13 protein-coding genes and 1 pseudogene are annotated in these 14,932 nt (G+C 34.9%); 2 read left to right on the top strand and 12 right to left on the bottom strand.

All coding sequences use genetic code 11. From position 1 onward, the window contains the following. Positions 1 to 208: 208 nt before the first annotated feature. From Q5760_RS10830 to Q5760_RS10785, 10 genes are all read right to left on the bottom strand, one after another. Complete coding sequence (locus Q5760_RS10830; protein WP_428912187.1) at positions 209 to 916, bottom strand: SAM-dependent methyltransferase; 708 nt, start codon at positions 914 to 916, stop codon at positions 209 to 211. A 184-nt stretch (positions 917 to 1,100) separates the two neighbouring features. Beyond that, positions 1,101 to 1,310: a hypothetical protein gene (locus tag Q5760_RS10825; RefSeq protein ID WP_428912186.1), complete on the bottom strand. Its 210-nt coding sequence runs from the start codon at positions 1,308 to 1,310 to the stop codon at positions 1,101 to 1,103. A 378-nt stretch (positions 1,311 to 1,688) separates the two neighbouring features. Further along, positions 1,689 to 2,780 (bottom strand): DUF4030 domain-containing protein, encoded by a 1,092-nt coding sequence (locus Q5760_RS10820; protein ID WP_428912185.1) that lies wholly within the window; start codon positions 2,778 to 2,780, stop codon positions 1,689 to 1,691. Positions 2,781 to 3,171: 391 nt separating this feature from the next. After that, on the bottom strand, positions 3,172 to 4,449 hold the full coding sequence (locus tag Q5760_RS10815) for an IS110 family transposase (RefSeq protein ID WP_428909710.1): 1,278 nt from the start codon (positions 4,447 to 4,449) through the stop codon (positions 3,172 to 3,174). Positions 4,450 to 4,698: 249 nt separating this feature from the next. Continuing rightward, positions 4,699 to 5,040, bottom strand: coding sequence for a DUF3221 domain-containing protein (locus tag Q5760_RS10810; protein WP_428912184.1), 342 nt, complete (start codon positions 5,038 to 5,040; stop codon positions 4,699 to 4,701). 134 nt (positions 5,041 to 5,174) lie between these two features. After that, positions 5,175 to 5,669: a DUF4825 domain-containing protein gene (locus Q5760_RS10805; protein WP_428912546.1), complete on the bottom strand. Its 495-nt coding sequence runs from the start codon at positions 5,667 to 5,669 to the stop codon at positions 5,175 to 5,177. Between the two features lie 152 nt (positions 5,670 to 5,821). Then, positions 5,822 to 6,286, bottom strand: a complete 465-nt coding sequence (locus Q5760_RS10800) for a VanZ family protein (protein WP_428912183.1) — start codon at positions 6,284 to 6,286, stop codon at positions 5,822 to 5,824. 180 nt (positions 6,287 to 6,466) lie between these two features. Next, positions 6,467 to 6,976 (bottom strand): MepB family protein, encoded by a 510-nt coding sequence (locus Q5760_RS10795; protein ID WP_428912182.1) that lies wholly within the window; start codon positions 6,974 to 6,976, stop codon positions 6,467 to 6,469. A 251-nt stretch (positions 6,977 to 7,227) separates the two neighbouring features. Beyond that, the gene (gene ltrA / locus Q5760_RS10790; protein WP_428908596.1) at positions 7,228 to 8,526 is read right to left on the bottom strand and encodes a group II intron reverse transcriptase/maturase; all 1,299 of its coding nucleotides are present in this window, start codon (positions 8,524 to 8,526) and stop codon (positions 7,228 to 7,230) included. 596 nt (positions 8,527 to 9,122) lie between these two features. Further along, complete coding sequence (locus Q5760_RS10785) at positions 9,123 to 9,320, bottom strand: hypothetical protein (RefSeq protein WP_428912181.1); 198 nt, start codon at positions 9,318 to 9,320, stop codon at positions 9,123 to 9,125. Positions 9,321 to 10,074: 754 nt separating this feature from the next. Here Q5760_RS10785 and Q5760_RS10780 point away from each other — a divergent pair. Then, positions 10,075 to 10,587: a DUF3231 family protein gene (locus Q5760_RS10780; protein ID WP_428912180.1), complete on the top strand. Its 513-nt coding sequence runs from the start codon at positions 10,075 to 10,077 to the stop codon at positions 10,585 to 10,587. 1,651 nt (positions 10,588 to 12,238) lie between these two features. On the opposite strand, the pseudogene Q5760_RS10775 reads toward Q5760_RS10780, so the two are convergent. After that, positions 12,239 to 13,413: pseudogene (locus tag Q5760_RS10775) on the bottom strand (cation:proton antiporter). Positions 13,414 to 13,584: 171 nt separating this feature from the next. Between Q5760_RS10775 and Q5760_RS10770 the strand changes: the two are divergent. Further along, the gene (locus Q5760_RS10770; RefSeq protein WP_428912179.1) at positions 13,585 to 14,010 is read left to right on the top strand and encodes a pyridoxamine 5'-phosphate oxidase family protein; all 426 of its coding nucleotides are present in this window, start codon (positions 13,585 to 13,587) and stop codon (positions 14,008 to 14,010) included. A gap of 97 nt (positions 14,011 to 14,107) precedes the next feature. Here Q5760_RS10770 and folE read toward each other — a convergent pair whose 3' ends face one another. After that, entirely contained in the window at positions 14,108 to 14,746 is a 639-nt protein-coding gene (folE, locus tag Q5760_RS10765; protein WP_428912178.1) for a GTP cyclohydrolase I FolE, read from the bottom strand. Positions 14,747 to 14,932 lie beyond the last annotated feature (186 nt).

The following is a 14,932-nucleotide window of genomic DNA, read 5'->3' as shown; positions in this document are numbered from 1 at the left end:
CAATCTGGCCCTAACATATAGAAAGAGCGTAATTCTTGCTGCAGAATTGCGCCCTTTAATGGAATAACTAAAATATGGTCTCGTTCCTAAAATTACTCTTCATTCTTATTAAACTAACGCACCCGTTTGTTTAAGTACAATTCTTCACAAACTCACAATTCCTTGAACAAGAGACTTATTTCAAGGACAACAGAGCGTTGTCCCTATTTTATTTACCTTTTTTTATAACTAACATCGAGTTCGCATTTGTCTGAAATTCATATGGTACTTTTACTTCTTCCACACTACATCCTTTATCGATTATATTACTAATAAATTTATCTAAATGCTCATATCGTTTTCCTTCTAAATCGACTAAAGGGAAAATTCGAATTTCTTCTTTAGTTACTCTTAATAACTCATCTACTGTTTCTAAATGAAATTGATAGTCTAATCTGTCAGCATACATAAATAAAAAATGTGCTGATAAAAGTAGATCAAATTCACCATCCTTAAATGGCAAAGAAGGCAAAGTCACAGGAATATACCTTTCGCTTGATTTCGCCATATCTTCAGTACAATCTTCAAAGGCTCTTAATCGATGCTTTCTAAGACCCTCTACATCATCGAAATAATCCCATTTATAATTACTTTTTGCCTTTTCCATATTGTGCATTGCGTGTTCAACATCCTGAAGACCTTTGTTTTTTAAGTCTTCACCAGAAAAATAATACGCAATATCACAAGCTGTTACATCCAAACCCAAATTGTTACTAACAGCAGTAAAAGAACAAGCTCCTGCTGGACAATCAAGTATTTTCTTCCCCTTCAGTGTTTCTACAGAAAGAGAAAACATATCCAAATACTCTTCAAATGTCCTTCCGATAAAAATAATTCTTTCTAAATCTAACTTTGTACTCTGCTCAGCTCTACTCAACTAACTCACCTCTAATGTATAGAATTAAATTAATATTACCATAATTTCCAAAAAACATAATCTATCTTTTCCTCTTTCACTAAAACTGCCATTTACTTCAATTAGAATAACCATACTTCCTTCTTGAAGTATGGCCCCCGTAGTGCAATAAGAAATTTCTCTTTTTACAGAATATAATCTTGTACTATCTGCGTTTGTCCTCGTTTATAACTATACTAAAAGAAATATTAAGTTTATCCCAAACCCAAGCCTGAAAAATTCTATCTATTTCTTTTTTTAGTGCTTCATCATCCAAATCTTCATCAATACCTAATTCTTTAAAATTAAATGTTTCTCTCGCCTCTGTACCTTCATATTTTGTACTACTAAATGAAAAAGTGACTGTCTTATCCAATTAGTTCATCCCCCTACCTAAACCTGCATAAATTCGCCTTTAATACAGTTTACAGTATTCCTTCTTCTTGCACTAACCTGCCAGTTAGTATAATAAGCACGCAATTACCAAATATGTATAAATCTTATATACACTTTATATTTGAATAAAATTTCGAAATGATTAATAAACATCCTGTCAAACCATAAATCATTTGATTGCCAGAAACATTAAACAATCGCCCCCTTTAATTGAATAGAGAAAATAACAGATAAAAAAACATTTGTACTTTTTCGATGCATCTTTTACTTTTTTAAATATTTCACGGGGCGATTTTTATAGCCTTAATCTCCCTATAAATTTAAAAGAAAATTAAGGCTAAACAATCTGCATAACTATTTAATTTATTTTCTTCTTTTCTTTACTGTAAACAATTATTTCGTATTCATCATCTTTAATAATTTTTTTTGCCTCTTCGGATTCCAAAAATTCGACGATTGTATTTTCAATCTTCTTTCCCAGCTGTTTACTATTCGGGTTTGAATACGACATAGTGGTTTCAATATATAAAGTCATCGGCTGAGATTGTGCGGAAAATGAATAATTCTTAAAGTAGTATTCCTTTTTACTATATAATCCATCAAACATTGGTATAAGAACCCTTAACCATCTATTCTCCTGCTCTCTTACCTTGAGATTAATTTTTTCAAACTCTAGTGTATACTTCTGATTTGTTTTTTCTTCGATAACACTCCGTGCTAATTTTTTTATTCCTACAGGATTTTCTTCAGTATTAGGTATTCCAATATGAATAAATAAATCGCCTGCATTATTCAATGATCCTACTTGAGTAGCAACATTTTGGTAGTTGTACTTTGTCAATTCTTGTTGTAAGGCCTTATCAACTTTTATAGCCTCATCAACTTGCTTTGATGTTTCTGGACTTGACTTTTCATAGGTGTGGTTACTTTTTATTACCTTAACTGTATAGGCATCATAGTTTCTAGACTTTAAAACCTCCAAAGCGATTTCTTCAACATCTTTACGTACATCTTGAAAATATTGCTCGGAACCATTTACTCGTATCTCAATTTTTTTGCCTGTAGTACCAATCCCATCAATTTTAAAATCTTCATTTCGAAGTTCTTCCATAATAGTTTGTTGAACAGGTTCTGTATGAAAGACTTGATTTAGATAAGGAATCTTTGCTATAACCTCTGCCATAGTAGGAGAGAAAAAAGCTGAGCCAATCAATAAACTAAATAATATTATCAATGCGATACCCGAGTATATTAACTTTGGTAACACCCTTCCTCTTTTTATGTTGGGTGATAAGATAGGGTTCTTATCTTTCTCTTGGCATTCCAATTTTTCAATATCAGATAAGATAATTTTTTTTAATTTTTGCTTTTGTTTATTATTCCAAAGTAAATCGGAATTTGCCTTTTTTAAGGAAGTATCGAAGTCAGTATCTTCGTATTGTTCTTTCATCTAAATATCCCTCCCTCTATAAATGTTAATATATCAACGGTTTGAGCCGTTGGTGGAGTGTCAAAAAAATATTTTTGGACACGAATCCTAATAAAATTTTCATATTATGTGAAACTATTCCAGTGTATGGGTACGCTACGCGGTCACTACTGGAAAATGATGGTAAAGTAGTGTTCGGAAATTATACGATGCACAATGGATCTCTGCGTAGCTTATGATGACGTACCCTCCCATGTCTCTGGGCATCTAAGTGCCTACATTCCTTCGTTCGGTCTAGTCATAAGGCAGAGGCTAGCGAAGCTCCTTTAGGGACTCAAGGTCGGATGGTGAAAATAGTGCCAGCTTCTCCGTGTCATCCTGTTGTCTAGTTTTGTTAAAGGGATGTAGATTTTTACATAGTCTCTGCGAGACTAGGAATATCCTTCATCATTCGCTGTGCGTCAAAAGCTTTGTGCTTTGTACTTATTCCATGTAAGACTTTTAATAGTTTTCCGCATAGAACCACAATAGATTGCTTCTTCCGTAACGGATTAACCTTACGGTTAGTGTAATATTCATGCAGCTTTCGAAAGGCTTCATTATGGCGAACCATTGGCATCATCACTCGGAAAAGGAGGGCACGTAGCTTTCTTCTTCCCCGTTTGGAGATATGTTTTTGCCCTTTGTGCTGGCCGGAAGAGTTTTCACGTAAAGTTAGTCCCGCAAGTTTAATGATTTGGCGTGGATCTTCATAGTGTGAAAAGCTACCGATTTCAGCCAATAAATCAACGATTGTGGTATCGCCCAGTCCTTGAACCGTTGAGAGCCATTCGTACTCTACAGACGTTTGTACAAGCGTGACTAATTGCTGTGTAAGACTTTTAATTTCTTGTTCCAACTGGTTGTAACGGCGAACGAGCGTGGCAATTTCAATACGGGCCATCTCACGTCCTTCTGTTACTCCGATGGAGCTAGAACTGACTTCAATGAGTTGTATTGCTTTTGGTCGTTGGGGAGATTTTAGCCCCTCAACCTGTCGGTAAAGTGATAAGACTTCATCGGGTTGCTTTTGAAAAAGATCACTTGGAAATGGAGTACATTCAAGTGCAGCCAAAGCCATTTTTCCGAATGACGGAAACACCTGAGTGAATTCCGGGAAATAGCGATCTAACCAGCGAATCATCATATTTTTGACAGCACCTAATTCCTCTGTCAACTTACCTCTAAATGTTGACCCAACACGAAGCTCCGCCTCAATGTCTTTCAAAATACGTGGATAACTAAAGCGCCCATCTTTTATGAGACGAGCGATCACCAGCGCATCTTTGCGATCATGTTTGGTTGGTAAATTGTCGTCCAACTCTTTTGAGCGCTTGACGTGCAAAGGATTAGCCATTGCGAGGGGAATGCCTCGTTCCTCAAGGAAATAGGCTAAATTAAGCCAGTAATGGCCAGTAGGTTCAATCCCTACGATGACTTCTGTTTTTTCGTGTTCTTTCATCGCAGTTAGAATACGATGATAAAAATGCTGGAATCCATCATAAGACTGTAATATAGAAAATGATTTTTGGAGCACTCGCCCACGATCATCTACAAAGCAGGCGAAATGTTTTCGCTTCGCAATGTCGATTCCGACAACGAGTGTGTTTTCAGTGACTTGATTTATTTTATGGTTTTGTTTAAAATCCATATGGAGTCCTCCTTGGTTAACAAATTAGGGGTCAATTTCTGCAGATTTTGACACCCCGTATCATACCAAGAGGGCTCTTTTTTGTTCAAGTCCCCGAAAATCCTTTTAACAGGAATGCTCCTTGTTTAAATATTAACTCTTCTTCAACAATACTGCCCGTTACTTGAATAAGAAAAAGGCTCTATAAAGTAAAGCTACCTTTAGTTGAACAATAGACGTTTTCTTATCAATTTCACTATTTAATTGCTTTCATTTCCTCTTAGCCTTCAAAACTTTTATTTTAGCAGGATGTGATTCCAATATTTCATCGTACCAAACTCTAATTTTTTGACCGTCTTTATATTGAGAAAAAGAAAATGGAACGCTATCTAAACTATAAATTCCTCCATAGCTTTTGATGAATTCTAGATTTGATAGTTCCTTAGCAGTCTTAACATCAAAATCCTCATCTGTAATCAAATACAATATTCCTTCTTTATTTAGGATGTACCCTTCTACTGTCATCTTATCATCTGCCCCAATTTTATTAACGAAATAACCGAGTATAATAATTGCAAATAGAATCAAGATAAATAGCACTATTCTTTTCATATTTAACTCTTTATTTCACTCCCTAAATTTCAACTTTTGTATATAATTCAACCCTTTATCCTTAACTTCCTTCTTGAACAAACCTGCCCCTTTAGTACAATAAGTTCAATAAAAAAGCGTTAATCCTTCTGGGATCAACGCACCCTTAAGTTAAAAAACTCATTAACTTTATTTTCATCTTTTAATTTTTCTTGAATGAAATTACTAAGTTCTTCTTCGTAATTAAATTGTCTTAAGTCTTTTCCATACAAGTTTTGTAATTCCTCTCTGGATACTATAAGTTCTTGTTCAACGAAATTAAATTTAACCCAATCAGCATTTTTAACTAAGGCAAGTATAAATGTGGCATTATATAGAGCATTCTCTCTGTAATTTGTTTCTATATCTTCACTTTTTTCTACATTGGTATAATTCAAAATAATTCCATAAGGTTCTTCTGTCGTTTTAAGTTCCAATCCACTAATATGTTCACCATTTGGATTTGGTAATCGCCTAGTAATATTTCCAACAGCACCAGAATCTCCAACATAAGAATCTTTAAATTTAAATATATCTTCATCTTCATTAACTTCAGATGGGATACAACCATTTAATAGAATCAAAATTATAAATGATAAAACCATTGGCATTTTCTTCACTTTCATTCCCCCTAAAACTACTAATTACCCTAATGATTTTACCATAAAAATACAGGTTTCCTTCATAAATTATCCTGCTTCATTAGTACAAAAAGCGACGGGTTGAACTCTTGCACCCTTTAATTGAAGTATAATTACATTTTTTATTTAAGTAGTTTCTGAACAACCTTTGTTTTCCAAATTCCAAATCCTATCAAAGCACCAAGCATATTAAGAATGAAATCATCTATATCAAAACTTCCTTTTCTTGTAAATACTTGCATTACTTCGATAATAAATAATAACAAAATCATTGAAATAGAAAACACACTTACTTTATTTATTTTTCTTATGTATAATGGCAGATAGATACCCATTGGCAAAAACAATATAAAATTACCAACAAGGTTTTTTATAGGTATATCTATATTCATACTTCCATTAAGTATGGCTTTAAAATATGTAGTAATAGTTTTAAATGGAACAAAATTAGAAGACCTTTTTATATATTCTAAAAGTGAAAGATCTGACCATATATACCCCCTTGTGCCCAAGAATAGAATAATCATCAATACGAATAAATAAAATATAAAACTGATACTAAAAACAACTTTTATTACTTTTTTCATTTTTTCTCCTCAATGTTCCCTCTTGATATTTTTATTAAAAGCATTTCTTCAACAAACCTGCGTCTGTTAGTCGAATAAGGAAAAGGCTGCCAAAGGTGCCTTTCACTTATTTAACTCAAGCCCCCGATAGTTTAAGTGTAATTTTTCACAAACTATTAGCCAGCTTAGTTCTATCTAATTTTAGTTAGAATATAGCTTTAATAGTTCTTGTAATGGTAAATGATTTCGTTCATTCACCTCAACAAAATATTCTAATTGCCATTTTTGAGTTTCGATAGCTTGGTTGCTAGTTGGTTTTTCCCATCTAGGGTAAACTCTAATTGCCATTTTTCCTTTTGTAGTGGCTGTTTTAAGGATATTTTGTTTTACAAGAACTTCTTTTGGAAAAACGAATTGTCCAAAATTATTTTCACTAGCAAAGGTATTGATAACCAATAAATCAGTAGCCTTTTCATATGAAAAGGCTTGGTTTTTATAATTTCCATCTTTTTCCCAAAAAACAACAAACTGTCCTGTCTTATTAGGTGTTTTCTTTGCAACTCTAAATCTAACCGATTTCGAGTTTAGCTGAAATTTACCCGCCCCATAATCTGAATTTTGAGCTTCTTCTTGGATATCTTTTATTATGAAGCGATTTGGCTCATAAAAATTTTTATTTACATATGTTAACGCCTTATAAAATTCATTCACTACTTTTACCCCTTATTTTTATACTACTAGAACTAATGCCTCTCAAATCAAAGTTATCCTAATTTTAACACAATGCCTAAATAAAGTAATTGAACTAACCTGCTTCGTTAGTCGTAGAGTAAGAAACTGATTTCAAAGGGATAGCTTTTGCTATCTCTTTTACTTTCAGCTCCTCCTCATCAAACCGTACGTGAAGTTTTCCTTCATACGGCTTTCCGACGTTCTTCTTTCCTTGGCTTTACAGCGTCTAACTAGCTAATTTTCACTAATATATGTTTCACTTCTTTTCTTACATCCTTTAAATTTCCATGTTTCTTACGATTATTTCTCTTTTTGTTATGAAATAAGGTAAGTCGTTCTAATACATACCAGTCGATTCTATTTAGCCATTTCTTTGCGTGAGCCGAGATAAGATAGTAATTCTTGAAACCTTGCAGTTTCCTATTTAGCCCTTTTACTAACTCTCTGATATCCAAGTATAATTTATTCCTTGGTTCTGTATAGGCTTTAATCTTAGAACGCATTTTCTTCATCGCATTCCTCTTAGGTATATGTGACATGACATATAACGTGTTTCCACCTTTTCGTCTGATTGGAAACTTCCGATTATGAAATCCTAGAAAATCGAAACCATCTATGTCATTCCACAGATTAACTAGTCTCGATTTATTTCTATTAATAGTAAGGTCAAGTTTCCTCATTATTGATTGGATGACCTTTATACTTTCAAGTGCTTGTTGTTTGGTTTTACACATAATGACGAAGTCATCCGCATACCTTATGAGTTCACCCAAGTCTTTGAACTTCTTCTCCCAAAGCATATCCATTGTATTTAGGTAGATATTAGCTAAAAGAGGTGAAATTACACCACCTTGCGGTGTACCAGTAATTGGATTTCTTATTTTGCCTTCCTCCATTATGCCTGACTCTAGCCATTTTCGAACAAGCTTTAAAACCCGTCGATCACTAATCCTTTGTTCTAATATTTTCATCAACTTGTATTGATTAATATTATCGAAATATCCTTGGATATCGACGTCTACTACCCAAAAACATTTCTTACTGGCTTTTCTTATCTTTGCCATCGCTTGATGGGCATTTCGCTTTGGACGAAAACCAAACGAACAGTCATGAAAGTCAGCCTCGAATATTGGTTCAATAACCATTTTCGTTGCCATCTGTACGACCCGATCTTTAATAGTTGGAATTCCTAATGGACGTTTCTTTCCATCATCCTTTGGAATATAGGTTCTTAGGACTGGACTAGGGTGATAACGCTTCTCCTTTAGTTCCAAATAGAGCTCGTTCATAAATTTCTTTTCCCCGTACTCCAAGACGATTTGTTCAATCGTCTGTCCATCGACACCTCCACTTCCTTTCTTTCGCTTCACACGTTGCCATGCCTCCCATAGAATATCAGGACGATAGATTTTGTCATATAAAGCGTGAAATCTTCGAGTTGGACATTCCTTGGCACAAAGATATAACGTCTTCCAGAGTTCTTGAGCTTTTACTTTATTGGTGTAGTTAGTCATTTTCCTGACATTCACTGACTCTTACCTCCTTCTGACATATGAACGAAGTAGGGTAATGGCTTGCGCCGTCCTTCCCTAGACAATGTTGTGTTGTCATTGTCATTAATGGTACTATGACCCCCTCCGACTCCCTCTCATCCATCCACCACTTCGTTTGCACTTATAGGTTTCTGCTTTACTTTCGTTAGAAAGTGACAAGGAGGGTATCCCCAGTTCCGCTAACTACTTTACTAACATGTCGCTCCCCATACCCCGAGAGATTCATCGGTGCTGCTATTCCAAGATCTTCACACCTTCCATGGTCTTCGCCCATTATCCCAAGGCTCGACTTCTCTTTGGCTACCGTAGGTAGGTTCTTTTGACGAGACGGCAGGATTCACTTTATGTTACAACCTGTTAGTTTGCTCGCACTCCGCTAGGGAGTTACTTTGTCACAGGGCTTCAACCTTAGAATTTCTTCACCAGTTGCCTGTCAGCTACTGAGCGTCTTGGTACTTACTCAGGTTGGACTTTCACCAACTAGCAATTAACGGCTTGCTGGGCACGCGAATAAGAAAAAGGATTGCCGCAGCAACCCTCCCTCTTTAACTCTTGCACTCGTCCGTTTTGTTTTATATATCTTCTTTTTTCCGTTTATTAAAGTAAAGTGTAAAAGTTGTGAATAAGTGTACCAACCATAAAACCATTAATGCTCCCGTTAACCCCTGCCTGATTGATGAGAAATCTTCCCAATTTTGCAAACCTTGACCTAAGATGATAAGAAAAATACTTATAGAAACCAGGAAATTAATACTTATCTGTTTTTTCATAAATGGCCCCTCCTATTTCTAAATAAAACTTGCTTATAAATAGTTCGCTAATACGCTTATTTCTTCTTGTATGAAACTACCCCTTTTAGTACAAGATCCTTATAACTCAATATTAACATAATATTCCAGCCTTTCCCCCAAAAAATAAAGACCATCATTTGATGATCCTTACTTTACTCTTGCACCCGTTAGTGCAATAAGGCATTTATTCGCAAGAATGTTAGTTCTTTATCTTCTTTATTGCGATTACACTATAAAAAACAATCCAAAATAAAAGAGGTGTAAAAGTAGAATAAAACCTTTTCTCTTCAGGTAATAAAAATAGAGATATCCCAAATATAAAAACAAAAGGAATTAGTAATGTCCAATATAACTTTCTCTTAGTCATTTTAAAATCATCTCGCTTTTAAGCGTTGTGCTAATACTTCTGACAATGAATTATATATATAATACCATATATACCTTTCTTTCCTAACTAAGCTGCCTTTTAATAAAACCGGAGGTGTTACCTCGACAACTCCCTGTTCAACTATTGCACCCGTTACTTGAATAAGCAAAAAAGCTGTCGTAACAGCACAACCTTGTTTTACTCTTGAACCCAGTTAATTACATAACAACTTTGCTTGTTGAACTTCCCCCCTTTAAATGACTCACATACAAAATAATGGATTAAATAGGAACGGATTGAGAAACATAAAGATATGTGCTTTTAAGAAAGGTGGCACTAATTATGAATTTAATTAGGAGGCTTACAATGGGAATTTTAAGTGGAAATCCAACGGAAGAACCAATGCATTACGGAGAAGTTTTTGGATCATGGACATTTCTTTTAACAGTTAAGGGTCTTGTTGCTGGTTATCAAACTCAGATAAATCACGCAGGTGATGAAGACCTAAAAAAATTACTTAAAGAAGCAATTGAAGGTGGACAGCAAGAAATTAAACAAATTGAAGCACTATTAAAAGAAAATGGAGTAGGTTTACCGCCAACACCTCCTGAAAGACCTGATGCTTGTTTAGATGATATACCAGTTGGAGCACGTATTACAGATCCGGAAATTGCTGCTATGCTCGCGGCTAATATTTCAGCTGGATTAGTAGCATGTAGTGGAATTATGGGACAATCCATAAGAGAAGATATTGCCATGATGTTTGGACAGTTCCATGTTCAAAAGGCAGTACTTGGAGCTAAAGTTCTACGATTAAATAAAGAAAAAGGATGGTTAGTTCCACCACCATTACATCATTATAAAGCTGAAGATTGTTAGTTAAGCTAAAACTGGTAAAGGGGAGCAGAACATACAATCTGCTCCCTTTTCGTACTTAAAGTAAACTGCCCGTTACTTTAACAAGAAAATGCGTCTCCCACTTATTGTAGAAACGCACCCGTTAATTAAACAGTTGTTCCTTGTTCATTCTAAAAATAAATTCATAACGAACGGGTATATGTATAGTAAAGTGAGAATAAAGAAAGCAATCAAGCCTAATACGGATATTAAAAACACCCAAACTTTTTTTATCCTTAACTGTACATAAGCAGATACCAACACAAGAATTATAAAAATTCCAATCATTGAACCCCAACCCCAATTTATAATTGGGTCTCGGCCTGGGTCTGGTGTAGCAATGCTAAACATTGGACCTATACCAATAAGAGCTACCAATATGAATATCAATCCGTGTACCAAATATACTGCTGCCTTAAACAATTAAACCACCTGCTCTCTCCATTCTCAATCGTTAGTTAAACTATCCTTACTCCCTTAAATGGTCCGTTTGTTGAACAAAACCTAAACAATTTTCTACCTGTATTTTACCATAAGAACACTTTATCCTTCTTGCACTAAACTGCTCCGTTAGTAAAAAAAACGTCTGCCCTTATTTCGCAATCGCACCCGTTACTTTAAGTACAATTCTTCACAATCTACTTTGTAAATTTAATCAAAAATAGACGATGCCTTATAAGATTGGTTCCCAGCATTTATTTATTTATTTATTTATTTATTTATTTATTTATTTATTTATTTATTGAGGGGCCTAACTCAGCTAAGGTTATGATAGAAATAAAGCGGAATCATATGCAGTAACCTCCACCATTCCTAAAAGAAACGGGCGTTTCTACTATTGTAGTAACACCCCTGTTACACAGAAATTTCTGTTCATTTTTATTTGGACTGCGAGTTTATCAGCAAATCTTCATAAGGCTAGTAGTGGTGGTAGTACGGGTAGTGATGATGATAGTACGGGTAGTGATGATGGTGGTACGGATAGTGGTGATGGTGGTACGGATAGTGGTGATGATAGTACGGGTAACCTGGGGCTCCAAAACCAAGTCCTGGTCCAAAACCAAATCCTGATCCTGGTCCACCTAAACCAATCCTCTCATTATAGGCATTATTCATACAAAATTCATCCTCCTAAAATTCATTTTACATTAGAGCATATGCCTTTTTGGGTAAAAGTTCTTGGGTATTTGTCTTGATATCTAAAATTTTAGATGACATATGCGGAATCCAACAGATAAAATGTATTTATCATTCAAAACTATTGGTCCTTGTTAGATTTAAATCAATAATAAGCTGCCCAGATGACAGCTTTTTTAACTCTTGCACACGTTACTTTAAGTGCATTTTTTTACAATCAACATTTAGAATCATAAATGTTTATAGTAATAACCTTTTGTGATTTCATATATAAGCAGGAGGCTCATCCATTCCAGATTTTTAATTAGGAAAGGGGTGGCTTTGCTATAGCCACCCCTTTCTTAAAAAATTTAATCCTATTGTAATTATTTTATGTCAGAATATCGGTTAGGCACTTGGATAATTACTTATAAATTCAGTTTGCTAGTTGATTGAAAATGCGAGGTTTCCCAAATTTCACAACATAATTCCCTTTATTATAGAAATGTTACCCATTTTATAGATGATGTGACCTAGTTGAACCTATTAAATTGCTTTTCTTTACTTCTCCTTGTATTAAATACTTTAACAGTGGAGGTGCAATTAGAGTCGTAACGATAATAACAATAATAACTGAAGTGAAATATTCTGGAAGCAACAAAGTTTCTTGTAATCCAGTTGCTGCGATAATTAAGGCTACTTCACCCCTTGATACCATCCCAGCCCCTATAATAAATGATGAACGTGAAGAAAAGCCTGTAATCTTTGCCCTAGCGCACCACCTAACAGTTTCGAGAGAACAGCAAGGATCGATAAAGCAATAATAAAGAGGATTTGATTTCCAATTCCATCAAAAGAAACATTTAACCCGATACTGACAAAAAATATTGGAACAAAAACAGCATAAGCAATGGGCTCTAACTTACTTTCAACTGTATGTTTAAACTCTGTCTGAGAAATAGCTAATCCTGCTGCGAAAGCTCCAATAATCCCTGCCATCCCTAACCAATCCGCAAAATAAACAAGAGCAAAACAAATCACTAATGCTATGAAAACAACGGGTTCTGTCACTTTTAGTTTAGAGAGTGACTTCATTAAAAGAGGAACTAGGAATATTCCAGCTAAGAATACACCGATAAAGAACAAGATTTTTTTTCCAACTAGTAGTCCAATCGAAATTTCCTCACCTGTTCCAAGAAAACTAATCATAATAGCTAATAACACCACTACAAGTACATCATCAACTACAGCCGCACCAAGTATCGTGCTTCCCTCTGGGGAATTTAGCTTCTTCATATCTTTTAACACTTGAACTGTAATACTGACAGAAGTTGCAGACAAAAGAACACCAATAAATAATGAATAAGTAGTGCCCAGTCCGAACAACTCTCCTATACCAAACCCACCAATAAATGGAAGGATAATTCCTAACACGGCCACAGCAAACGCTGATTTCCAATTCTTTTTTAACTGTTCTAAATCTGTCTCCAATCCAGCTAAGAACATTAACAAAAGAACACCAATCTCAGAAAAATAATAAATAAATTCGTTATGATTGATCCAACCTAGAACTGCTGGTCCAAGTATGATACCAATGATTAGTTTTCCTAATACAGACGGCTGCCCTAATCGGACAGATATGTCACCTGCTATTTTCGTTAGAAAAAGAATTAAAACCAAATACCTTCGCAATGATTAGCTGAAAACTTAGCATAAGTGGCTCAATGCATCCGCAATAATCAGTGCTGTTTGACTTTGAAGTGTTAAAATAAAACCTCTTTTATTCCGTCTAGTCGTTGAATGGTTTTTAGTAAATGGGTAAAAAATAGTAAATGAAAATATGGAATCATAGGAGGTACATCAGTGAATGAATTAGAACTAAAGGAGAAAGTGATTGATATCCTATCAGATCACAAAACCGGGATCCTTGCATCCGTTGAAGATAATAAGCCGCACTGTAGATATATGACTTTTTATAATGAGGAATTAACCTTATACACGCCTACAAAAAAAGATACAGAAAAAACAGCTGAAATTGAAAAGAATTCATCCGTATCCGTATTACTCGGGTATGAGGATAAAGGGCAAAGTGATGGGTATGTTGAACTCTTGGGTAATGCAACGATTAATGAAGATCAGTCATTGAAGGAACGGTTTTGGGAAGAATCATTTGCAAAATGGTTTGATGGTCCTCATGATCCCAATTATATATTTTTAGAAATAAAGCCTAAAACGATCCGTCTTCTAAACCTTGAGGACGAACCACCACAGGAACTTAATTTAGAGTAGTAAATCATTATTTTGCTCGTTCTTCTAGAAAAATGGGGACAGGTTTTCATGTTTCATAAGGAAATTTTGAAACAATGAGAACCGTCCCCATGTTGCACTATCGATTTAGTAATGTTAAAAATTCATTTCTAGCAGCTGATTGGTTCATGAATAGGCCTCTTGTTGCTGTTGTGGTTGTGGAGGAGTTTGACTTTTTTATTCCTCTTCCGCACATGCACATATGTTTCGCTTCTACAACAACCATGGTGCCTTTTGGACTTAATACGTCTTCAATCGCATCCGCAATCTGATTGGTTAACCTCTCTTGTACTTGGAATCGTTTCGCATACCCCTCGACCATCCGACCAATCTTTGATAATCCCGTTATTTTTTCATTTGGGATATATCCTACATGGGCAACGCCAAAGAAAGGCGCAAAATGATGTTCACACATGGAATAAAACTCGATATCCTTTACCATTATTAATTCTTTATGCTCAACTTCAAAAGTCTTTTCTAAATGAGTTTTTGGATCCTGATGATAACCTTCTGTATATTCTAAGAAAGCCTTCAAAACACGAAGGGGAGTTTCTTGTAAACCATCTCGCTCAGGATCATCCCCACATAATTGGATTAATACTTTAAGTGCATCCATAACATGTTGAGATTGATCCAATTTTCGTTGAAGATTAGTAGAATCATCTCCAACATCTTTAAAAAGTATCTTTGATGTTAACATTTTTTCTGAAATCGCCATTTTTTTCTCCCCTTTTAAACTCTAAAAGAATTTCACAAAAATAATTTAGAATCACGTAAAAAAAGCTGATCCTAGATGTATAAGTTTCTTAAACTATTTTGCAGATTTTAACTTTTTAAGAGAATATTAGGTAGGAGGTCCAGTAAAATAAAAGTATCTATGTTGGAACCGTCCATGATTAATTGT

The organism is Niallia sp. Kr1, assembly GCF_050389805.1.
Taxonomy (GTDB): Bacteria; Bacillota; Bacilli; order Bacillales; family Cytobacillaceae; genus Bacillus_BD.
The sequence above is the reverse complement of the archived record's forward strand: the minus strand, read 5'-3'. Positions and strand labels throughout refer to the sequence as shown.

Bases quoted from the DNA above. Each gene is read 5' to 3' on its own strand.
- Q5760_RS10820 (WP_428912185.1), bottom strand. From the start codon at position 2,780: ATGAAAGAACAATACGAAGATACTGACTTCGATACTTCCTTAAAAAAG.
- Q5760_RS10815 (WP_428909710.1), bottom strand. From the start codon at position 4,449: ATGGATTTTAAACAAAACCATAAAATAAATCAAGTCACTGAAAACACA.
- Q5760_RS10810 (WP_428912184.1), bottom strand. From the start codon at position 5,040: ATGAAAAGAATAGTGCTATTTATCTTGATTCTATTTGCAATTATTATA.
- Q5760_RS10805 (WP_428912546.1), bottom strand. From the start codon at position 5,669: ATGCCAATGGTTTTATCATTTATAATTTTGATTCTATTAAATGGTTGT.
- Q5760_RS10800 (WP_428912183.1), bottom strand. From the start codon at position 6,286: ATGAAAAAAGTAATAAAAGTTGTTTTTAGTATCAGTTTTATATTTTAT.
- Q5760_RS10785 (WP_428912181.1), bottom strand. From the start codon at position 9,320: ATGAAAAAACAGATAAGTATTAATTTCCTGGTTTCTATAAGTATTTTT.
- Q5760_RS10780 (WP_428912180.1), top strand. From the start codon at position 10,075: ATGGGAATTTTAAGTGGAAATCCAACGGAAGAACCAATGCATTACGGA.
- folE (WP_428912178.1), bottom strand. From the start codon at position 14,746: ATGGCGATTTCAGAAAAAATGTTAACATCAAAGATACTTTTTAAAGAT.